The sequence below is a fragment of the Aminobacter sp. J44 genome, assembly GCF_007829415.1.
Classification (GTDB): Bacteria; Pseudomonadota; Alphaproteobacteria; order Rhizobiales; family Rhizobiaceae; genus Aerobium.
Genome location: NZ_VLJG01000001.1, coordinates 126,365 through 147,055 on the forward strand (window position 1 = coordinate 126,365; position 20,691 = coordinate 147,055).

General features: G+C 62.9%; 25 protein-coding genes. 11 read left to right on the forward strand and 14 right to left on the reverse strand.

Annotation, left to right across the window (positions count from 1 at the left end; all coding sequences use genetic code 11):
- The first annotated feature begins 73 nt into the window (after positions 1 to 73).
- A complete protein-coding gene (locus L610_RS00635; RefSeq protein WP_024848564.1) occupies positions 74 to 685 on the forward strand; it encodes a TIGR00730 family Rossman fold protein in 612 nt (203 codons plus the stop codon).
- Here L610_RS00635 and rarD read toward each other — a convergent pair.
- From rarD to cysS, 7 genes are all read right to left on the reverse strand, one after another.
- Positions 669 to 1,607, reverse strand: a complete 939-nt coding sequence (gene rarD / locus L610_RS00640) for an EamA family transporter RarD (RefSeq protein WP_024848565.1) — start codon at positions 1,605 to 1,607, stop codon at positions 669 to 671. The two genes, L610_RS00635 and rarD, sit on opposite strands and share 17 nt — an antisense overlap.
- A gap of 101 nt (positions 1,608 to 1,708) precedes the next feature.
- Complete coding sequence (cimA, locus tag L610_RS00645) at positions 1,709 to 3,322, reverse strand: citramalate synthase (protein ID WP_144701670.1); 1,614 nt, start codon at positions 3,320 to 3,322, stop codon at positions 1,709 to 1,711.
- A complete protein-coding gene (gene pip, locus L610_RS00650) occupies positions 3,319 to 4,272 on the reverse strand; it encodes a prolyl aminopeptidase (protein WP_024848567.1) in 954 nt (317 codons plus the stop codon). Before pip ends, cimA begins: the two co-directional genes overlap by 4 nt.
- Positions 4,269 to 4,745: a GFA family protein gene (locus tag L610_RS00655; protein WP_024848568.1), complete on the reverse strand. Its 477-nt coding sequence runs from the start codon at positions 4,743 to 4,745 to the stop codon at positions 4,269 to 4,271. Before L610_RS00655 ends, pip begins: the two co-directional genes overlap by 4 nt.
- Positions 4,742 to 5,233, reverse strand: a complete 492-nt coding sequence (locus tag L610_RS00660) for a GFA family protein (RefSeq protein ID WP_024848569.1) — start codon at positions 5,231 to 5,233, stop codon at positions 4,742 to 4,744. The genes L610_RS00655 and L610_RS00660 overlap by 4 nt, the downstream gene beginning before the upstream one ends.
- A gap of 55 nt (positions 5,234 to 5,288) precedes the next feature.
- Positions 5,289 to 5,690 (reverse strand): VOC family protein, encoded by a 402-nt coding sequence (locus L610_RS00665; RefSeq protein WP_024848570.1) that lies wholly within the window; start codon positions 5,688 to 5,690, stop codon positions 5,289 to 5,291.
- On the reverse strand, positions 5,687 to 7,111 hold the full coding sequence (cysS, locus tag L610_RS00670) for a cysteine--tRNA ligase (RefSeq protein WP_024848571.1): 1,425 nt from the start codon (positions 7,109 to 7,111) through the stop codon (positions 5,687 to 5,689). The genes L610_RS00665 and cysS overlap by 4 nt, the downstream gene beginning before the upstream one ends.
- A gap of 351 nt (positions 7,112 to 7,462) precedes the next feature.
- On the opposite strand from cysS, the gene L610_RS00675 reads away from it, so the two are divergent.
- Complete coding sequence (locus tag L610_RS00675; protein ID WP_144701673.1) at positions 7,463 to 7,654, forward strand: hypothetical protein; 192 nt, start codon at positions 7,463 to 7,465, stop codon at positions 7,652 to 7,654.
- Positions 7,655 to 7,657: 3 nt separating this feature from the next.
- On the opposite strand, the gene L610_RS00680 is transcribed toward L610_RS00675, so the two are convergent.
- The gene (locus L610_RS00680) at positions 7,658 to 8,407 is read right to left on the reverse strand and encodes an SOS response-associated peptidase (protein ID WP_024848572.1); all 750 of its coding nucleotides are present in this window, start codon (positions 8,405 to 8,407) and stop codon (positions 7,658 to 7,660) included.
- Between the two features lie 188 nt (positions 8,408 to 8,595).
- Between L610_RS00680 and L610_RS00685 the strand changes: the two genes are divergently transcribed.
- The 8 genes from L610_RS00685 (at position 8,596) to L610_RS00720 (ending at position 14,220) form a co-directional block, all read left to right on the forward strand.
- Positions 8,596 to 9,042, forward strand: coding sequence for an NUDIX hydrolase (locus L610_RS00685; protein WP_024848573.1), 447 nt, complete (start codon positions 8,596 to 8,598; stop codon positions 9,040 to 9,042).
- The gene (locus tag L610_RS00690; RefSeq protein WP_024848574.1) at positions 9,039 to 9,416 is read left to right on the forward strand and encodes a TIGR02301 family protein; all 378 of its coding nucleotides are present in this window, start codon (positions 9,039 to 9,041) and stop codon (positions 9,414 to 9,416) included. The genes L610_RS00685 and L610_RS00690 overlap by 4 nt, the downstream gene beginning before the upstream one ends.
- Positions 9,417 to 9,559: 143 nt before the next feature.
- Positions 9,560 to 9,817 carry a hypothetical protein gene (locus tag L610_RS00695; RefSeq protein ID WP_024848575.1) on the forward strand — a complete coding sequence of 86 codons (258 nt, stop codon included), beginning with the start codon at positions 9,560 to 9,562 and terminating at the stop codon, positions 9,815 to 9,817.
- 92 nt (positions 9,818 to 9,909) lie between these two features.
- The gene (locus L610_RS00700) at positions 9,910 to 10,800 is read left to right on the forward strand and encodes a hypothetical protein (protein ID WP_024848576.1); all 891 of its coding nucleotides are present in this window, start codon (positions 9,910 to 9,912) and stop codon (positions 10,798 to 10,800) included.
- A gap of 86 nt (positions 10,801 to 10,886) precedes the next feature.
- Positions 10,887 to 11,759 (forward strand): folate-binding protein YgfZ, encoded by an 873-nt coding sequence (locus L610_RS00705; RefSeq protein ID WP_024848577.1) that lies wholly within the window; start codon positions 10,887 to 10,889, stop codon positions 11,757 to 11,759.
- Positions 11,756 to 12,367, forward strand: coding sequence for an HD family hydrolase (locus L610_RS00710; protein ID WP_024848578.1), 612 nt, complete (start codon positions 11,756 to 11,758; stop codon positions 12,365 to 12,367). Before L610_RS00705 ends, L610_RS00710 begins: the two co-directional genes overlap by 4 nt.
- A gap of 91 nt (positions 12,368 to 12,458) precedes the next feature.
- Complete coding sequence (locus L610_RS00715) at positions 12,459 to 12,905, forward strand: LysM peptidoglycan-binding domain-containing protein (RefSeq protein WP_024848579.1); 447 nt, start codon at positions 12,459 to 12,461, stop codon at positions 12,903 to 12,905.
- Positions 12,906 to 12,984: 79 nt separating this feature from the next.
- Positions 12,985 to 14,220: an MFS transporter gene (locus L610_RS00720; protein ID WP_024848580.1), complete on the forward strand. Its 1,236-nt coding sequence runs from the start codon at positions 12,985 to 12,987 to the stop codon at positions 14,218 to 14,220.
- A 5-nt stretch (positions 14,221 to 14,225) separates the two neighbouring features.
- Here L610_RS00720 and recO read toward each other — a convergent pair whose 3' ends face one another.
- Positions 14,226 to 14,969, reverse strand: a complete 744-nt coding sequence (recO, locus tag L610_RS00725) for a DNA repair protein RecO (RefSeq protein WP_144701676.1) — start codon at positions 14,967 to 14,969, stop codon at positions 14,226 to 14,228.
- 104 nt (positions 14,970 to 15,073) lie between these two features.
- Between recO and L610_RS00730 the strand changes: the two genes are divergently transcribed.
- Entirely contained in the window at positions 15,074 to 15,538 is a 465-nt protein-coding gene (locus tag L610_RS00730; RefSeq protein ID WP_024848581.1) for a GNAT family N-acetyltransferase, read from the forward strand.
- A gap of 3 nt (positions 15,539 to 15,541) precedes the next feature.
- Here L610_RS00730 and era read toward each other — a convergent pair whose 3' ends face one another.
- The 5 genes from era to L610_RS00755 all read right to left on the reverse strand — a co-directional run bounded on the left by era (position 15,542) and on the right by L610_RS00755 (position 20,619).
- Positions 15,542 to 16,474: a GTPase Era gene (gene era / locus L610_RS00735; RefSeq protein WP_024848582.1), complete on the reverse strand. Its 933-nt coding sequence runs from the start codon at positions 16,472 to 16,474 to the stop codon at positions 15,542 to 15,544.
- Entirely contained in the window at positions 16,450 to 17,166 is a 717-nt protein-coding gene (gene rnc, locus L610_RS00740; protein WP_024848583.1) for a ribonuclease III, read from the reverse strand. The genes era and rnc overlap by 25 nt, the downstream gene beginning before the upstream one ends.
- Positions 17,167 to 17,170: 4 nt before the next feature.
- Complete coding sequence (gene lepB / locus L610_RS00745) at positions 17,171 to 17,914, reverse strand: signal peptidase I (RefSeq protein WP_186441267.1); 744 nt, start codon at positions 17,912 to 17,914, stop codon at positions 17,171 to 17,173.
- A 71-nt stretch (positions 17,915 to 17,985) separates the two neighbouring features.
- A complete protein-coding gene (acpS, locus tag L610_RS00750) occupies positions 17,986 to 18,390 on the reverse strand; it encodes a holo-ACP synthase (RefSeq protein WP_024848585.1) in 405 nt (134 codons plus the stop codon).
- A 9-nt stretch (positions 18,391 to 18,399) separates the two neighbouring features.
- On the reverse strand, positions 18,400 to 20,619 hold the full coding sequence (locus tag L610_RS00755; RefSeq protein ID WP_024848586.1) for a bifunctional (p)ppGpp synthetase/guanosine-3',5'-bis(diphosphate) 3'-pyrophosphohydrolase: 2,220 nt from the start codon (positions 20,617 to 20,619) through the stop codon (positions 18,400 to 18,402).
- Between the last annotated feature and the right edge of the window lie 72 nt (positions 20,620 to 20,691).

The following is a 20,691-nucleotide window of genomic DNA, read 5'->3' on the forward strand; positions in this document are numbered from 1 at the left end:
GTTTTTCAGGTACCTACAACAAAAACACCTTGATGCCTTGACCATCACCCAAGCGTAGTCACCAATCTCCTTCATGAATATGATTCGTTCAATTTGCGTGTACTGCGGCTCCTCGCCCGGACGCAGTGAAACGTACGTCGAAGCCGGCTACGCCCTCGGCAGGGCGATCGCCGCGTCAAAGCTGCGTCTCGTCTATGGCGGCGGCACCAAGGGCATCATGGGCGCGGTTGCGCGCGGGACCCTCGAAGGCCGGGGCCAGGTGCTCGGCATCATTCCGCAATTCCTGATGAACAAGGAAGCGACGGAAGAAGGCCTCGGGGAGCTATCGCAGCTGGTGGTCACCGAGAACATGCACGAGCGCAAGCGCAAGATGTTCTTCGAATCCGATGCTTTTGTGGCGCTGCCCGGTGGTATCGGTACGCTCGAGGAAATCGTCGAGATCATGACCTGGGCGCAGCTCGGCAGGCACCGCAAGCCGATCGTGTTCGCAAACATCGAAGGCTTCTGGAATCCGATGCTGGCGCTGCTCGACCACATGCGCGACGCGGGCTTCGTGCACACGTCGCATCTGGTTCAGCCGCTGGTGGTGGACTCCGTCGACAAGATCGTTCCGGCGATCCTGTCGGAAGCCGCCTCCTCCGGAACTCCCAGCGAAGGCGACCCAAAGGTCATCGACCGTCTTTAGGCTCGGGCTTCGCGCCGAACAGCATCGACCATGTATAGAGCACGAGCGCGCTGACGATCAGCGCGAAGGCGATCATGCGCCCGGTACCGAACGGCTCGCCGAACAGGAAGACACCGATCAGCGCGATCATCGTCGGCGCGAGGTATTGCATGATGCCGATGGTCGAGATGCGCAGGAGCTTGGCACCAAAGGCAAACAGGATCAGCGGAACCGCTGTGACGATGCCGGAGGCGAGCAGCATGAGGAAGTTGAAGCTGCTGTCGAAGAAGTGCCCCTGCCCCGTCTCCTCTAGCCAGAAGATGTAGGCAAGGCACGGCAGGCACAGGATCAGCACCTCGAGGAAGAAGCCCTGGCTGGGGCCCACCGGCAGCGTCTTGCGCAGGAAACCATAGATCGCGAACGAGAAGGCGAGCACCAGCGACACCCACGGCAGACCACCGGCGTCGAGAGTCAGGACGACGACCGCCAAGGTCGCCAGCATCAGCGCCACCATCTGGAGGCGCGTGAAGCGCTCCTTCAGGAACAGCGCGCCGAACACCATGCTGACGAGCGGATTGATGTAGTAGCCGAGCGCCGTTTCGACGGCGCGATCGGCCGCAATCGCCCAGACATAAACGCCCCAGTTGATGGTGATGATCGCCGCGGTGAGCGCGGCCATCGCCAGCGTGCGCGGCTGGCGGAATGCGATCTTGATATCGCCCGTACGGCCAAGCATCAGCAGCACGATGCCAGCCACCGGTACCGACCAGACAATGCGGTGAGCGATGATCTCCACTGGCGGGATGTACGAGATCGCCTTCATGTAGAGGGGAAGGAAGCCCCACATCAGGTAAGCGAAAAGCGCGAAGAAGAAGCCGCGCGTCGCGTCAGGCATACGCGACACCCCTTCGGTGGCGGGCGCCAGCTTCACATGTTCCTGCATTCAGATGCGTTTCCTTTGGGGCAATCTCCTACACCCGCAGGTGAAGAGCTACCAACGCGATTTTCTGATCAACCGATCAAAAGGACTGCACGGTTCCCTGATCAGGCGGCTGCGACCTTCATGTCCTCGCGGTTCTTGACCAGCTTGTAGATGATCGAGTCCATCAGCGCCTGGAACGAGGCATCGATGATGTTCTCGGACACGCCCACCGTCCACCAGCGCGCGCCGGTCGCATCGTGCGACTCAATGAGCACGCGGGTGATGGCCTCGGTGCCGCCGTTGAGAATGCGCACCTTGAAGTCGGTTAGCGAAAGATCGGCGATCTCGTCCTGGAACTTGCCGAGGTCCTTGCGCAGCGCAATGTCGAGCGCGTTGACCGGGCCATCGCCCTCAGCGACCGACATCTTCTGCTCACCGTCGATGACGAGCTTCACGATGGCTTCCGAGACAGTCTTCAGCTTGCCGGTGGCGTCGTAGCGGCGCTCGACCATGCAGCGGAAACCGGTGACGTGGAAGAAATCCGGCACTGAGCCAAGCGTGCGGCGGGCAAGCAGCTCGAAGCTCGCGTCGGCGCCCTCATAAGCGTAGCCCTGCGCCTCGCGCTCCTTGACCAGAGCGATGAGCGTATCGAGGCGCGGGTCGTCCTTGGCGACGTTGATGCCGCGGCGCTTGAGTTCGGCAATGAAGTTCGATTTTCCGCCCTGGTCTGAGACCATGACCTTACGGCTGTTGCCGACTGACTGCGGCGGTACATGCTCGTAGGTCTCTGGCTCCTTGAGAATCGCGGAGGCGTGGATGCCGGCCTTGGTCGCAAAGGCTGACGAGCCAACATAGGGCGCCTGCGCATCCGGCGCGCGGTTGAGAAGCTCGTCGAAAGCGTGCGACAGGCGCGAGATGCCCTTGAGCTTCTCGCGAGAAACGCCGGTCTCGAAGCGTTCGGCAAAACGAGGCTTGAGAACGAGCGTCGGCAGGATCGAAATCAGGTTGGCATTGCCGCAGCGCTCGCCGATGCCATTGAGCGTGCCCTGGATCTGACGCACGCCCGCCTCAACGGCTGCCAGCGAATTGGCGATTGCCTGGCCCGTGTCGTCATGGGCGTGGATGCCAAGATTTTCGCCGGGGATACCGCCGGCGATTACTTTCCCCACGATCTCGCGGATCTCGGACGGTAGCGTGCCGCCATTGGTGTCGCACAGCACGACCCAGCGCGCGCCGGCATCGTAGGCCGCCTTCGCGCACGCCATCGCGTATTCCGGGTTCGCCTTGAAGCCGTCGAAGAAGTGCTCGCAGTCGACCATCGGCTCCTTGCCGACAACCTTGGCGGCCTCCACCGACTCACGGATCGACTCGAGGTTTTCCTCGTTGGTGCAGCCGAGCGCGACGCGGACGTGATAATCCCAGCTCTTGGCAACAAAGCAGATGCAGTCAGAGTTCGCCTGCAGCAGCGCGGCAAGTCCCGGATCGTTCGAAGCGGAAATGCCCGCGCGCTTGGTCATGCCAAAGGCGACAAAACGCGACTTCGACGTACGCTTCTTTTCGAAGAAGGCGGTGTCCGTCGGATTGGCGCCCGGATAACCGCCCTCGACATAGTCGAAGCCGAACTCATCCAGCATGTTCGCGATGACAATCTTGTCCTCGACCGAAAAATCGACGCCCGGCGTCTGCTGGCCGTCCCGAAGGGTCGTGTCGAAGAGATAGATGCGCTTGCGTGTCATGCTTTGCCTGCAAATTTGTCGGTAGCATAGATGAGGCGATCGAGGATGCCGGGCTCGTTGTAGGCGTGCCCGGCCCCTTCGATCAGGTAAAATTCAGCGTCCGGCCAGGCTTTCGACAGCAGCCAGGCATATTTCGCCGGGCACGGCATGTCGTAGCGGCCGTGGACGATCAAGCCCGGAATGCCCCGAAGCTTGTGGGCATCGCGCAGAAGCTGGCCTTCGTCGAGCCAGGCGCCATGCGTGAAGAAGTGGTTCTCGATGCGCGCGAAGGCGAGCGCATAGTCGTCCTCACCGAAGCTGGCGGCGTTCGGATTGGGCAACAGCGTGATCGTCTCGCCTTCCCACAGACTCCAGGCCCGGGCGGCCTCAAGCTGCACCTTGCGGTCGGGATGCGTCAGGCGCTTGCGGTACGCCGCCATCAGGTCGCCGCGCTCTTCCTCGGGGATGGGCGCCAGGAAACGCTCCCACTTGTCCGGAAACATTTCAGAGACGCCGAACTGGTAGTACCAGTCGAGCTCGGGCTTGGTCAGCGTATAGACGCCGCGCACAACCAGTTCGCTGACGCGATCCGGATGCGTTTCGGAATAGGTCAGCGCCAGCGTCGAGCCCCACGAACCGCCGAACACCAGCCACTTCTCGAAGCCCGCCATCTCGCGCAACCGTTCGATGTCGGCGACGAGATGCCAGGTCGTGTTCGCCTCGAGCTCGGCATGCGGAGTCGAGCGCCCGCAGCCGCGCTGGTCGAACAGGATCACGTCGTAGAGCTCCGGATCGAACAGGCGGCGATGGGTCGGCGCTATACCGCCGCCCGGACCGCCGTGCAGAAACACCGCTGGTTTCGCGGCCCTGGTGCCGACGCGCTCCCAGTAGATCCTGTGCCCGTCGCCCACATCGAGAAAGCCGGTCTCGAACGGTTCGATTTCAGGATAAAGCGTACGCAGTGCGCTCAAAGCTGAAGCCCCCGGGCTGGCCAGTGCTCGGTCTCGTGGTCGGGATGCTGGAACGAGATTATTGATTCCTGCCGGGTATTTGCCGTGGTTTCCTCAAGAACCTCCGCCTCGAAGATGTGCTCCACCCATGGCAGCCGCCACTTGTAGTTCACCTGGATCTGCGGCTGCAGGTCCGAACGGTCGTCGAACGAACCGATTGAGATCTCCAGGCGTCCCGGATGGCGGTAGGTGAGCGGCGTGCCGCAGCGGCGGCAGAAGCCGCGCGAGATGTTCACGGACGACTGGTAGTAGGTCGGCTCTTCGCGGATCCATTCGACGCCGTCCTTCGGCGCCGTCACGAAGGCCGAGAAGAACGAGCCGAACTGCTTCTGGCACATGCGGCAGTGGCAGATCGAGGGCCTGCCGAGCTGCCCGTGGATGCGGTAACGCACCGCCCCGCACTGGCAGCCACCCGTTCTGACGGTGTCATTCATGACTTCTCCTCCCGAGGCCAAGTGTCTGTGTCGTGATCTGGATGCTGGTAGCTGACGATCGAAGCCAGGAACGTGGATGCCTCGACGTCTTCCTCCGTCAGGCGCCGCGGCAGCTTGTGAATGCTGTCCACGTAAGGGAGCTTCATCTCGACGCCGAACTGCACCGTCGGCGCGATGGTTTCCGGGGCATCAAAGGCGCCGATCGCGAGCGCGATTCCGTCCGGCGCCTCATAGGTCAGCGGAGTGCCGCACTCGCCGCAGAAGCCGCGCTGGACATGATTGGACGAACGAAACCGTTTCGGTTCACCGCGGGTCCAGGTGAGGCTCTCCTGCCGAACAGTCACCAGCGGAGCATAGAAATTGCCGAACGCCTTCTGGCACATGCGACAGTGGCACACGGAAGCGCCAGCCAGCGCACCCTCGACGCGAAACCGCACGGCACCGCACTGGCACCCGCCGGTGTAAATCGGCTTGTTGTCCAAAGTCATCGCTTCAACTCCCTGAAACGAGTGCCAGTATCCAGTCGACAGCCTAACCGTTTCTCTAGCGACTCTCTTGCGAAACTTCCGGGTGGTGACAGACTGCCTCGACGTTGTTGCCGTCAGGATCGATCACGAAGGCCCCATAGTAGTGCTCGTGGTAGTGCGGGCGCGGTCCGGGAGCGCCATTGTCGCGCCCTCCTGCAGCGATTGCCGAGGCATAGAAGGCATCGACCTCAGCGCGGCTATTCGCGCTGAAGGCGTAGTGCCTGCCCGGTCCCACTTCAGAACTGTGGTGCAGCCAGAATTCGGGCTTGGTGCGGCCGTAGCCGCCAACCTTCTGGCCACCGGTGTACTGCTCCGGCACGATGTAAAGCATCGAAATACCGAGCGGCGCCAGCGCCGCATCGTAAAAGGCCTTCGACTTTTCCCAGTCCGCGACCGGGATGCCGGTGTGATCGATCATCGCTTCACCTCCCAGGTTGTAACGCGTTCCCCCGTCACCGGATCCTTGCCGTCCTTGAGCTGAACCCCCTGTGCAAGCAGTTCGTCGCGGATGCGGTCTGCCTCCGCCCAGTTCTTCTCGCGGATCGCCGCCAGACGCTTCTCGACGAAGGACGCGACATCGATGTCGGTCTTGAGTGGCGAGAGGTCGATTCCAATGAGGGCTGCGGCAGAAAAGAGTTGCGACGGGGGCAGGTCCGAGTTCAGCAGGCGCAGGTATTCGGCCATGTCGAGGTCGTCGGCGAGTGCCGCGACGAACTCCTCACCGACCGGCTCAAGACTGCCGCCCTCGGCGCGGCGGCGCCACTTGGTGATGAGGCTTTCGGCCTCCTCCAGCTTGCGAACGGAGAAGTCGATCGGCTCGCGATAGTGGGTCGTGAGCATGGCAAGGCGCAGGACTTCGCCGGGCCACTTGCGGCCACCGAATTTTTCCGTTTCGAGCAGCTCGTGGATGGTGACGAAGTTGCCTTCCGACTTCGACATCTTGCGGCCTTCGACCTGCAGAAAGCCGTTGTGCATCCACACGTTGGCCATGCGGTCGGAACCAAAGGCGGAACAGGACTGCGCGATCTCGTTCTCATGGTGCGGGAAGACGAGGTCGATGCCGCCGCCATGAATGTCGAAGACGTTCTTCATCGGGTCGTCGCAGCGCAGGCCGCCACCGAACGGCTCGAGAAGCTTGGCCATCGACATGGCCGAACATTCGATGTGCCAGCCCGGACGGCCAAGCGTCGCAATGCCGGCGGGCGACGGCCAGCCCGGCTCGCCTTCCTTGGACGGCTTCCAGAGGACGAAATCCATCTCGTCGCGCTTGTAAGAGGCGACGTCCACGCGCGCGCCGGCGAGCATTTCGTCGAGCGGGCGGCGAGACAGGGCGCCATAGCGCGGGCCGGATCGCGCGTTCATCGCGGACGGCGAGAACAGCACATGGCCTTCGGCGACGTAGGCGACGCCCTTCACAACCAGCGTCTCGATCATCGCCTTCATCGCCTCGATGTGCTCGGTGGCGCGCGGCTGCGAATCCGGTTCACGACAGCCCAACGCCTTCACGTCGGACTGGAATTGCGCGTTGGTCGCCTCAGTGACCTTGCGGATCGCCTCGTTGAGCGGAAGGTCCGGATAGTCGCGCGCGGCGCGGGCGTTGATCTTGTCGTCCACGTCCGTGATGTTGCGAACGTAGGTTACATGCTCCTCGCCATAGACATGGCACAGCAGACGGTTGAGCACGTCGAACACGATCACCGGACGGGCATTGCCGATGTGGGCGTAGTCATAAACCGTCGGCCCGCACACATACATGCGCACGTTCCGCCGATCGATCGGCTCAAACACTTCCTTGGTGCGCGTCAGCGTGTTGTAGAGCCGAAGCTGCGGTTCTGACATACAATCCCCCTGGCCTGCTGGCCGGGGCGTTTTCTCGTTTCTGTCGGGAGAGCGAAAACGGCCGGACCAGCGAGAGCGCTAGTCGATAATGCAAATGCCGGTAATGGCGAAAGGCGTTTTCATGTGCCCGCTTATCGCGCTGCTCGCAGTTGACGTCAAGTGACCGGGCCTTCCCCGCGCGTCATTTTCACGGGCGCATATCGATAAGACTTGATTAAACATGTTCGCAAAATTGCCAGGTGATGCCCCGGCTGCGCCTACGGAAATCCACGCTGCCGCCCGAATTGAAAACGAGGCTTTCCGCATCGACAACGCGCCCGCCCTACGGCGCAAGTGACGGAGCGGCACGACATGGAAAAGCAAACCCCTTTGGAAGCGGAACAAGAACGCGCACAACGCGCCCGCTACGCGGAGCTCACCCAGCACTACGGCGACATCGGCCCGGCCGCGATCCTCGCTGCCCTTGCCTGCTCGCACCGGGAGGAAAAGCAGGAAGCAGGGATCGACAAGATCGGCAAGGCCAGGCGCCGAATTGCGGCCTGAGGCCTAGAACAGGCTGAGCTGGTCGTCGCGCTTCGGCTTCGGTTCCGACGCTGGGGCGACTTCCGGCACACGCTCCTGCAGGTCCGGTCCGACATTGGCGACCTTGTTGACCTTGTCGGAAACCGGAATCGCCTCGAAGAAGTCCGGCTGCACCGGCTTCATGATGTCGGAGACGTCGCGTGGCTCCTGCGTGATGCAGTCGAGCCAGCGCGAATAATCCTCTGGCTGAACCACCACCGGGGCGCGATCGTGAACCTTCGCGATCTCGCCGGAAGCGCCCGTGGTCAGGATTGCACCGGTATCGATCTCCGATCCGCCCGGCTCGGCGTAAGTCTCCACCAGCCCGGCAAAGGCGATCACGCCGCCATGGCGCGGCCTGATCCAATAGGGCTGGGTCTTCTTTCCCGGCAGCTTGCGCCACTCATAGAATCCCGAAGCCGGGATCAACACCCGGCGATGGCGCATTGCCGCCCGGAACGACGCCTTTTCGGCCGCCGTTTCGGAGCGGGCGTTGATGAGCATCGGAAACTCGCGAACGTCCTTGACCCAGGACGGAATAAAACCCCAGCGGACGAGGTAGGCGTGGCGCAGGGGTTGGTTCGAGCCCTGCTCGCGCGTCGGCGCCGGGCCGATCACCATGATCGGCTGCGTTGGCGCGATGTTGTAGCGCGGCGGGAATGCGTCGACGCCGGAGGCGGCGAAGTGTTCCTCCACCACCAACGGATCCTCGATGAGCGCAAACCGGCCGCACATGTCACAATCCCCTTGGCTAGCTGTCCTTGAAACGCCGTGGCGCTCGCCAGAGGTATAGGCTCGTTCGACAGACACAGCCAGTGCATCCCTTCTGTGGCTAGCGCCCGGGAAAGCCGATTCCCTATAGGCTTCGACACAGTGCGGCTGGTAGTCTCGACTCTACTTTGTCTTTCAAGGTGATTTGCCGCTTGTCTTCCGCTGCCCCAGCCGGACCGAACGCATCCCTGCCCATCGAGGCCGTGTCGGTGGCGATTCTGCATGAGGGCCGGTTCCTGCTGGTCAGGCGCGGGCGCGCACCGGCCAAGGGGCTCTATGCCTTTCCGGGCGGGCGCGTCGAGGCCGGCGAAACCCGCGAGCAGGCGGTGATCCGCGAGACGCTGGAGGAAACAGGCGCACAACTCGCCAATGTCGCCCATGTCGTTGACCTCGCGATTCCGGCCGAAAATGATGATCGGATCGAATTCGTGCTGAGCGTCCATTCCGCGAGCTATGCCGGCGGCACGGTTGTTGCCGGAGACGATGCGGATGCCGCCGTCTGGGTCACGGTCGATGAAATGGAGCAACTGCCGCTGGCAGGCTCCGTGCTCGAGATCGCACGGCAGCTCGCGGCCGAGATTAAGACGGCGCAGTCATGATCCGAAAGCTGGGATGCACTGCAACGGCCCTGCTCCTGGCAGCCGCAATCGCCGCACAACCGGTGCGCGCCGCTGACTCGCCGTTCGAGAACCAGTTGCTGCGCCTTGCCGAGATTCTTGGCGCTCTCCACTACCTTCGCAATCTTTGCGGGGAGGAGAGCGTTGAATGGCGCGACCGGATGAATACCCTGCTGGAAGTCGAGAATCCTGACGAATCGCGCCGCGCGAGATTCGTGGCGAGCTTCAACAAGGGCTACCGGAGCTACCAGCAAAGCTATGCGACTTGCACCACTTCGGCCGTCGAAGCGATCAATCGCTACATGCGCGAAGGCGAAGCTCTCACGCGCGACACAGCGACGCGCTTTGGAAATTAACCATAACAGCTATTCATACAGCTTTTGTTAACTTTTACACTAATGTGGCGCGCTCCGCCGCATTTCGTGTGGTAGGGGATTAACGAGACATTAAGAACGCTGCTTCGTCGATTCGAGACGGGCAGCCTGCATGGGTGGATCGAATGGATCAGAGCCTCGCCGACATCGATACATTGATACGTGAAGAGAAGCGTCTGTCGGCTGTCGAAAGTTGCGAAGATGCGTGGGCCGATGGTCTCGCTGCCGGTATCGAGCCCGACATCATGGCTGAAGCGGCCATTTCGACTGCACTGACCGAACTTCTGCAGAGCAGCGGCGAAGCCACTGCCCTGGCCTTGATCGAACGCATGCGCGAGCGCCTGCTTGCCGGCGAGTTCGACCGCAATCTGAGCGTGCACTAACTCCGCAGCGCCACCCGGAGGCGCGGGCGGACCATCTTCCCGCGCATCATTGGGATATGAGCCAGCGGATTTTGGGGAGCAACCGCAGCCCGATGATGAAGACGCTGTCACACCTGCCAGACGCCATCCGGCTGAAAACGGGCGTGGCCGCGCTTGCGCTCGCGCTGCTTTTCCCTGCGGCCTCCCCCTCCTGGGCGCTGAGCGAGCTGCAGCGCGAGGATGTGCCGATCCCCGAGGATGCCGAGGGCGCCAGCGACGAGGACGTCATTCGCGAGCAGCTGCCGCCCCCGGAAGGTGCCGAGCAGGCACCTCCCCGGGCCGCCCCAGATGCTGGTGGTGAAGATCAAGGCGAAGCTGCACCGGATGCCGCGCCGCAGCCCGAAGGCGAGAGGGAAGCACCGGCCGCGCGCCAGCGCCAGATAGGGCCTGTGCCCTTCCCCGACCCGATCGTGATCCCGCAGGACACGCGCAAGCAGGTTGCGGAACCTGAGACACCGGAAGTGGACGACGACGTGCCGGTTCCGGAAGTGCAATACGACGTTTCCAAACTGCCGGAGCCCGTTCGCCGCCTGCGGGAGAAGATCATGGAGGCGTGCCTCACCGGCGACATCGAGCAGTTGCGTCCGCTGCTGCAGACCGGCCCGGATGGAACACAACTGTCGTTCAACCCCGAGCAGGTCGATCCGATCGAGTTCCTGAAGAGCGTGTCCGGTGACGGCGAAGGCCAGGAAATCCTGGCGATCCTCTACGAGGTGCTCGACAGCGGCTACGTCATCGAGGAAATCGAAAACGACCAGATGTACATCTGGCCGTACTTCTACTCCGTTCCCCTCGACACGCTGACGCCAAGGCAGCGCGTCGAGCTGTTCAAGCTGGTGACTGCCGGCGATTACCAGGACATGACGTCCTTCGGCGGCTACATCTTCTACCGCGTCGGCATCACGCCTGACGGCCGCTGGCAGTTCTTCGTCGCCGGCGACTAGCCTGTCCGTTGACCAGGCGGCATGGCTTGCCGCCAGCGCGCCGGGAGCCTACGTAGAGGCCTCACCTGGTAACGGACGGATTCGCGATGCCTACAGTGCATTTACCCGATCGGATTCTTATCCGGCTCGACGGCCCTGACGCGGAGCATTTTCTGCAAAACATCGTCACGACCGATCTCGACCAACTCGCCGCTGGCGAGGCGAAACCGGGCGCGCTGCTGACGCCGCAGGGCAAGGTCCTGTTCGATTTCCTCGTTTCGCGCGACGGCGACACAGCGTTCCTGCTCGAGTGCCGGACCGATATCGCCGACGATTTCCTGCGGCGGCTGATGATGTACCGCATGCGGGCCAAGGTGGAAATTGCGAAGCCGGATCAGCTGGTTGTGCTCGCTTCATGGCAAGCTGATTCAAGCGGTTCAGAAAACGATTCAACGGCAGGCGCTGGCCTTCGCGATCTTCGTTTCCCGGCTGAGCTCGGCGTCTTCCGCGTGTACGCCGCAGAGGCAAAGGGCGACGCAAATATTGAAGCCTATCACCAGCTGCGAATTGAGAACGGGGTTGTCGAAAGCGGCAGCGACTACCAGCTTGGCGATGCCTTCCCGCATGACATCCTGCTCGACCTTTCTGGCGGCGTAGGCGTCCGCAAGGGCTGTTATGTCGGCCAGGAAGTCGTATCGCGCATGCAGCATCGAGGCACCGCGCGCCGGCGCGTCATGCTGGTGAAGGGGCAAGCTCCCCTGCCCTCAAGCGGGACGGAACTCACCGTCAACGGCCGCACCATCGGCACCCTCGGCAGTGTCGCCGGGACGGACGGCCTAGCGATCGTGCGCATCGACCGCGTCAAGGACGCTCTCGATTCCGGCACACCGATCGAGGCCAGCGGCGTCACGGTGACGTTGTCGATCCCGGCATGGGCAGGCTACACACTGCCAGAGTCGGCAACGGGCGATCAGGACTGATGGCAGACAAGGCAGGGGCACCGCCGCGCGCATGGCAACGGATGCTGTCGGGCCGCAGGCTCGATTTGCTCGATCCGTCACCGCTCGACGTAGAGATTTCTGACATCGCGCACGGACTTGCGCGCGTCGCACGCTGGAACGGCCAGACGCAGGGCGAGCACGCTTATTCAGTGGCGCAGCACTCGCTGCTGGTCGAGGACATCTTCTGCCAGATATCGCCGTCCTGCTCGCCATCCGACCGCATGGCGGCACTGCTGCATGACGCGCCCGAATATGTAATTGGTGACATGATTTCGCCGTTCAAGGCGGTCGTCGGTGGCGGGTACAAGGAGGTGGAGCTTCGCCTGCAGCGCGCGATCCACTTGCGCTTCTCGCTCTCGGCCGACCTGCCGGAACGGCTGATGAAAACGATCAAGCGGGCAGACCACATCGCGGCCTGGTTCGAGGCAACGACGCTCGCGCGTTTCACAGAAGCCGAAGCGGCCAAATTCTTCGGTCGCCCGCGCGGGATCACGCACGACAGGCTGCCGCTCGATCCCCTGCCCGCCTCCGTGGTGCAGGATGCGTTCCTCACCCGGTTTTCGGAAATCGACCGTCTTCGACGCTAGCAATCTGCCTCATCAGGCACGACTTATGGTGAAGACGCAGCAAGCGACATTTCGGGCGCTGCGGCCGCCATTCGCATGATAGAGTGCAGCAATGTCCAGGTTTCTTCTCGCTGCCGCGGTCGTCCTCGGCATTTCGGTTCCCGCTGCCCAAGCCGCGTGCCCGGCTCGCGTCGGGGTTGCCTATGGCGACACGCTGCAGTCGATCGCGGCTGCGTGCGGCGTCAATGTCGAGGCGCTGAAGGATATGAATCCGGGCCTGCGTGCCGATACACTGCGCGCCGGGACCTTCATCAACATTCCCCGACCTGTCGTGCGGGTGACGCCGCCAGTCATTGGTCGGCCTTCAATCCAGCCATTCCCGTCGCTGGTGAACCCCTCGCTCGGCGGCGACGGCCATTCGACGGTGATCCTGCCGCCCGAGCAGCCGCCAGTTCCGCAGCAGCATATCCTGCGTGGCTTCGGCAACCAGCCGGGGCAACTGCCGCTCCCGCCCGGACACAGCAACCCGTTCAACAACTTCCCACATCAAGCAAATTGAAGGGTCAACGCGTTCAATTCATTTCCGGTGGCGGGAAAATGCTATTAGCGTGCGGCGATACGCCTGAGGATTCTCTGTCATGGTTACGCACGTTTCTCCCCAGACCACCACGGCACGCCTGCCGTGGCTCATCATCATTTGCGGCTGTCTGATCGCACTTATGACCTTCGGCCCCCGCTCGGCGATGGGCTTCTTCCAGCTGCCGATGCTAGCCGAAAAGGGCTGGGACCGCACGACGTTTGGCCTTGCCATGGCGATCCAGAACCTTGCCTGGGGTCTCGGCACGCCAATCTTCGGCGCACTGGCCGATAAGTACGGAACGTGGCGCGTGCTGGCGCTGTCCGGCATCATGTACGCCAGCGGCCTGATCCTCATGGCCGTGTCGACCTCTCCGACGCTGCTGCACATCGGCGGCGGCGTGCTCGTTGGCCTCGGCGTTGCCTCCGGCTCATTCGGCATCATCCTCGCGGCCTTTGCCCGCAATGTCGCGGCGGAGCAGCGCAGCTTCGTCTTCGGCCTCGGCACGGCGGCCGGCTCCGCTGGCATGTTCCTGTTCGCGCCGCTGAGCCAGGGGCTGATCTCGCAATATGGCTGGTACGACGCGCTGGTCATCATGAGCGCGATGATGCTGGTGATTCCGCTGCTTGCCATACCGCTGCGGGGCAATTCGTCCTCCGGCATCACGCCCATCACCTACAAGCAGACGGCTGGCGAAGCCCTGCGCGAAGCCCTGGGCCATCGCAGCTATCTGCTGCTGACCTCCGGCTTTTTCGTCTGCGGGTTCCAGGTTGCGTTCATCACGGCGCACTTCCCCGCATACATTTCCGACATCGGCATCGACGCAAAGTATGCGGTGATCGCGCTGGCACTGATCGGCTTCTTCAACATCATCGGCTCGCTGGCCGCCGGCTACATCGGCCAGCGCTATTCCAAGCCGATCTTCCTCGCCTGGATCTATCTCGGCCGCTCGATCCTGGTCACCGCCTTCGTGCTGCTGCCGCAGACGCCGGCGACAGTGATCGTCTTCGCGATCATCATGGGCCTGCTGTGGCTGTCGACGGTGCCGCCTACCAATGCGCTGGTCGCGATCATGTTCGGCACCGCGCATCTCGGCATGCTGGGCGGCGTGGTGTTCTTCTCGCACCAGGTCGGCTCATTCCTGGGCGTCTGGCTCGGCGGCTATCTGTACGACCATTTCGGCAGCTATGACGGCGTGTGGTGGCTGGGCGTGGCGCTCGGCGTCTTCGCCGCCTTCGTGCACTGGCCGATCCAGGAGCGGCCGATCGAGCGTCCGATGCTCGCCGCGGCCGAATAACCCTCTTACCTGGCGGCCCTGCTTGCGTAATGGCGACGCAGGGCCGCAAGAAACCCGGCTCGCGCTTCCGGAGCAACGATGCCTCGTGGCTGGTAGACGTGGTGCTCCAGAAAGAAGGCTGTCAGCCGGTAGGCATCTTCCAGTGCTGTTGGATCAGCGTGCAGCCGCGCGCCCCGCTGGAGGAAGGCCGGCAGAGGCAGCATCCTGTCGGCCCACGGCTTTCCGGCTTCGCGAGACACCGCACGACCGCTCTTGGGTGATACATAGGCGAGATCCTCGACCTGCCCCGTGGCGGCGCAGCGCGCGAGGTCGAGGCCGAAGCCGAGCGCTTCCAGAAGCAGTAACTCGAACCGTACAACCAGCTCGCCCGCAACCTCCGGTTCCTCCAGGTGCTCCAGAAGCACCAGCAGCGTGTCGTAGAGGTTCGCGTGCGGGTCGCGTTCCGGCAGCAGCCGCAGATGAGCAGCGAGTGTCTGCAGGCCATAGACGGCGCAGGCACTGTCAAAAAGCCGCGCTGCATGCAGCTCCAGCGGCTCTACCTGAAAAAAGCCAAGATGTTCGTCGAGACGAGCTCTCCAGACGAGGTCGACGCGATTCCCGGGCTGCAGCAGCGGCTGCATCTTGCGCGAGCGGCCTCCCTTCACCATTCCAAGATGACGCCCGCGGGCACGCGTCATCACTTCCAGAATGGCGCTGGTTTCGCCATGCTTTCTCGTGCCCAGAATGATTCCTTCGTCGCGCCATTCCATCGGTGCAGCCTTCCATCAAGGAGCGTACGATTTCAAGGCGAAGCAGGACGCAACCTAAGGCGGCAACCCGTAGTTAAATGGTCGCTCAAGAACCGGAGTAACCAATGACAGGCCCGCAGATCGCGATATCGCCGGAGTCGCCTTACAGCGAGGATGCGCTGCACTGCATCGAGGCGTATTACCGCGAGCTCGATGCGCGGTTCGATGGCGGTTTCCGCCCGCAGGAGGGCGGATATGCCAAGGCGGCGGAACCGGCCAGCTTCCTGATCGTCCGCTACGAGGGCCGTCCTGTCGGCTGCGGTGCGCTACATGTTCTCGACAATCAGACCGGCGAGATCAAGCAGATGTGGATCGCGCCGGAAATGCGCGGCCGGGGGATCGCCCGGCTGCTGCTCGAAGCGCTCGAAGCGGAGGCGCGTGAACTGGAACTTCAACGCGTCCGCCTCGACACCAACCGCTCGCTGACAGAGGCGCAGTCGCTCTACTTCAAAGCAGGCTATGTCGAGATCGAGCGCTACAACGACAACGCCTACGCCGACATGTTCTTCGAGAAGATCCTCGAGGACTGACAATCAGCTTGGGAAGTCGAGCCCCATCTCGCGATAGCGCTCTGGATCGTTGCCCCAGTCCTCGCGCACCTTGACGAACAGGAACAGGTGCACCGGACGCTCCATGATCTCTGTCAGTTCCTTGCGGGACGCCTGACCGATCGCGCGGATGGTCTCGCCCTTGTGGCCGAGCACGATCTTCTTCTGGCTGTCGCGCTCGACATAGATGACCTGCTCGATGCGTACGGAGCCGTCCTTCTTCTCTTCCCATCGCTCAGTTTCGACATGCGACGAGTACGGGATTTCCTGGTGCAGCCGCAGGAACAGTTTTTCGCGCGTGATTTCCGCCGCCAGCTGACGCATCGGCAGGTCGGATACCTCGTCTTCCGGGTAGTACCAGGGGCCTTCCGGCAGCGCCTTGGCCAGATGGTTCAGCAGGTCCTGACAGCCCGAACCGGTCAACGCCGAGATCATGAAGGTCCGCTCAAACGGCACACGCGCGTTGATCTCGGCGGTGAGCTTCAGCAGGTTCTCCGGCTTCACCCGGTCAACCTTGTTCAGGACGAGGATCTTCGGCTGGCGCACGTCGCCGAGGTTTTCAAGCAGCGCTTCCGCATCGCCCTTCAGCCCGCGTTCGGAATCGATCAGCACGAGGACGATGTCGGCATCCTTGGCGCCGCCCCAAGCAGTCGACACCATCGCGCGGTCGAGCCGGCGGCGTGGCGAGAAAATGCCAGGCGTGTCGACGAAGACGATTTGCGCGTCCTCATGGGTGGCAATGCCGCGTACGATCGAACGCGTCGTCTGCACCTTGTGAGTGACGATGGAAACCTTGGTTCCGACGAGTTGGTTGACCAAGGTCGACTTACCAGCGTTCGGCGCACCGATGAGGGCGACGAAGCCCGAGCGTGTCTTTTTTTGTTCTGTCTCGCTCATGCGCGTGACTCCTCTTTCCAGACGCCCTCGCGCACCAGGATGGCAGTTGCTGCAGCCTGTTCGGCCTCGCGTTTAGAACGGCCTGACCCGGTGGCAGGCGCATATCCGGCTACCCTGACCGAAACGTCGAAGACCGGATCGTGATCCGGCCCGTCGCGCCTGTCGACCACGTAGGTCGGCGCGGACTTGGTCATCTGGTGAGCCCATTCCTGCAGTTCCGTCTTGGGATCGCGGCGGGCGGCCGTCGGCGCCTTAGAGCGCTTCTCCCAGTAACGGCGGATGAAGTTGCGGGCCGTCTCCAGCCCTGCCTCGAGATAGATGGCGGCGATCAGCGCTTCCATGACGTCGGCGCGCAGGTTGACGCGCTTGCGGCCGGTAACGGTGCGCAACTCGCTGCCGGCGACGATCAACTCCGAAAGGCCAACCTCGTCGGCGATCTCGGCCAGGGTCTCGGCGTTTACCAGCGCGTTGAGCCGCAGCGATAGCTCGCCTTCCGGCGCATTGGCATTCGCCTCAAACACCATCTGCGCCACGACGAGGCCGAGGACCCGATCGCCCAGGAATTCGAGACGCTGGTAATTGCCGCGCTCGCCGCCCTTGGCGCTCGCATGCGTGAGCGCGCGGCGCAGCAGGTCGCGGTCCTGGAAGGCGTGACCGGTGATCGCCTCGACCTTGCGGACGAGGTCTTCCTCAAACTTTGCCTTGGCCTTCATCGACCTAGCGTACCATGTTGAACAGGCGCGACGCACGCAGTTCGGTCGGCCATCTCCAGATCTCCAGCGGGCTCGCGCTGCCAGCGATCGAGAAGAAGATGATGTTGGCGCGACCTACCAGATTCTCCTCCGGAACGAAGCCGACGGAGAAGCGGCTGTCGGTGGAGTTGTCGCGGTTGTCGCCCATCATGAAGTAGTGGCCCTCCGGGACGACGAACTCCCGCGTGTTGTCGCCGATGCCGTTCGGCGTCAGGTCGAGCGTGTCGTAGGATACGCCGTTCGGCAGCGTCTCGCGCCATACCTCGACCGGACGGTTGACCTCGGTGATATCCGGGTTGTTGATCTCGCCTACCTTCTCGCGGCGCACCGGCTCATCGTTGATGTAGAGCTGGCCGCTGCGCATCTGGATGCGGTCGCCCGGAAGGCCAATGACGCGCTTGATGTAGTCGAGCGACGGGTTCGGCGGGAACTTGAAGACAACGACGTCGCCGCGCTCGGGCTGGCTGCCCCAGATGCGGCCTTCGAACAGGTCCGGCGAGAACGGGAACGAGTGCTTCGAGAAGCCGTAGGCCCACTTGGTGACGAACAGATAGTCGCCTTCAAGGAGGGTTGGCCGCATCGAACCCGACGGGATCGAGAAGGGCTGGAAGAGGAAGGTCCTGATCACCAGCGCAAGCAGCAACGCCTGCACAATCACGCTGATCGTTTCGCCAAGTCCGCCGGATTTCTTCTGCGATGTATCGGCCACGCTCGTTTCGTCCTGTTGTTCGTCGGCGTCCGTCTTAGCCGCTTGCCCGCGCCGGGGCAACGCGGGAAGCGTCAGCGCATCAGTGGCAGCGCTTCGATGATGACGAAAGCCTGCGCCAGAGGGTAATCGTCGGTGATCGTCAGATGCACGACTGCCTCGTGCCCCTCCGGCACCATTTCGGCAAGCCGTTCGGCTGCACCGCCGGTCAGCTTCATGGTGGGCTTGCCTGAAGGCAGATTTACGACGCCCATGTCTCGCCAGAAGACACCGCGCGAAAGGCCTGTGCCCAGCGCCTTGGCGCAGGCCTCCTTGGCGGCGAAGCGCTTGGCGTAGGAGGCGGCGCGCTCCTTGCGGCGCTCCGATTTCGCCCGCTCAACGTCTGTAAAGACGCGTTCAACGAACCGCTCAGGGTGCCGCTCGAGCGTCTGCTCGATGCGGCGGATGTCGATGAGGTCACTGCCGATGCCGATGATCATAGCGCCATCCTAACCGTTGACGCGCCGCACGGCGCTCACGCTCGGGCAATCCTTCAGCTCCCGAATGAGGTTGTTCAGGTGCTTGAGGTCCCACACCTCAAGGTCGAACAGCATCTCGGTGAAGTCGGCTGCGGTTTGCACCATCGACAGGCTGTGGATGTTGGCGTCGTTCGACGCCACCACCTGCGCGATCGCCGCAAGCGACCCTGGCTCGTTTATGGCGGTGACCGTGATCCGCGCCGGGAAGCGCTCCTTCGCTTCCTCGTCCATGTCCCAGCGGACGTCGATCCACCGCTCTGGCTGGTCGTCGAAGGCCGTCAGCGCCGGCGACTGGATCGGATAGATGGTGATGCCCTTGCCGGGCTCGAGGATGCCAACGATGCGGTCGCCCGGCACCGCACCTTCCGGTGCGAACGAGACCGGCAGGTCGCCGCGCACGCCGCGGATAGGTACCGCGCCCCTGTTGTCGCCAGAGTTCTTGCGAGGCGTCTTGAGGCCCGGGATCTGGAACAGCATGCCCGCGGCGTTGCGCAGGTTGAACCAGCCCTCCTCCCGGGGCTTGGCGGAAGCCTGCTCGGGCTTGTGATCCGGGAACACTGCGCGCATCACGTCGACCGACGACAACTCGCCGCGACCGACTGCCGCCAGCACGTCCTCGACGTCCTTGCGGGCAAGACGATGAAGTACCGGCTTGATCTGCTCGCGCGAGAAGGTCTTGCCGGCACGCTCGAAGGCGCGCTCGAGGATGCGCACGCCCAGGCCCGAATACTGCTTGCGGATCGCGTTCTTGGTCGCCCTGCGGATGGCCGAGCGCGCCTTGCCGGTGACGACGATCGATTCCCAGGCAGCCGGCGGGACCTGCGCCTTGGAACGGATGATCTCGACCTCGTCGCCGTTCTTGAGCTCGGTCATCAGCGGCATGACGCGGCCGTTGATCTTTGCACCAACGCAGGTGTCGCCGACGTCGGTATGGACCGCGTAGGCGAAGTCAATCGGGGTTGCGCCGCGCGGCAGCGCGATCAGACGGCCCTTCGGCGTGAAGGCGAACACCTGATCCTGGAACAGCTCGAGCTTGGTGTTCTCGAGGAACTCTTCCGGATTGTCGCCCTCTGCGAGCGCCTGGATCGTCTGGCGCAGCCATGCATAGGCGTTGCTGTCCTTGGACAGCAAGTGGCCGCCGGCGCTCGTGGTCGAGCCATGATCCTTGTAGATGGAGTGCGCGGCAACGCCGTACTCGGCCACCGTGTCCATCTCCTGCGTGCGGATCTGCAGCTCGACGCGCTGGCGCGACGGGCCAACCACGGTCGTATGGATCGAACGGTAATCGTTCTGCTTCGGCGTCGAGATGTAGTCCTTGAAGCGGCCCGGCACCATCGCCCAGGTGGTGTGGATCGCCCCCAGCGTGCGATAGCAGTCGTCCACATTCGCAACGATGACGCGGAAGCCGATCAGGTCCGACAGCTGCTCGAAGGAGATCGCCTTGGTCTCCATCTTGCGGAACACCGACCACGGCTTCTTGCGCCGGCTCTTCACCTCGGCATAGAGCGCGCGCTCGATGAAGAGGTTCGTCAGCGCCTGCTCGACTTCCTCGATGACGTGCTGGTTCCGATCGAAGAATTCGTCGAGGCGTTCGGTGACCGCCTTGTGCGCCTCGGGGTTGATGGTGCGGAAGGCGAGTTCCTCGAGCTCCTCGCGCATGTCCTGCATGCCCATGCGCCCGGCGAGCGGCGCATAGATATCCATCGTCTCCTCGGCGATGCGCAGGCGCTTGTCGGGCCGCATTGCGCCCAGCGTGCGCATGTTGTGCAGCCGGTCCGCGAGCTTGACGAGCAGGACGCGCACGTCCTCGGCAATCGCCAGCAGCAGCTTGCGAAGGTTCTCGGCCTGCTCCGCCTTTTTGGAAACGAGATCAAGCTTCTTGAGCTTGGTCAGCCCCTCAACCAGCTTGCCCATCTCGGGGCCAAACAGCTGGTCGATCTCCTGCCGCGTGGCAGTCGTGTCCTCGATGGTGTCATGAAGGAGCGCGACGGCAATTGTCGCCTCGTCCATGCGCATTTCGGTGAGGATCGCCGCAACCTCCAGCGGATGCGAAAAATATGGGTCGCCCGACGCACGCTTCTGGTGGCCATGCTTCTGCATGGCGTAAACATAAGCTTTGTTCAGAAGCGCCTCGTTGACATCCGGCTTGTAGCGCTGGACGCGCTCCACAAGCTCGTACTGTCGCATCATTGGCGCGTTTCCTATCACTTAAAACAAGACATGCGCCGGGCGGGTGCACGGCGCATGTCTAGATAATCACGA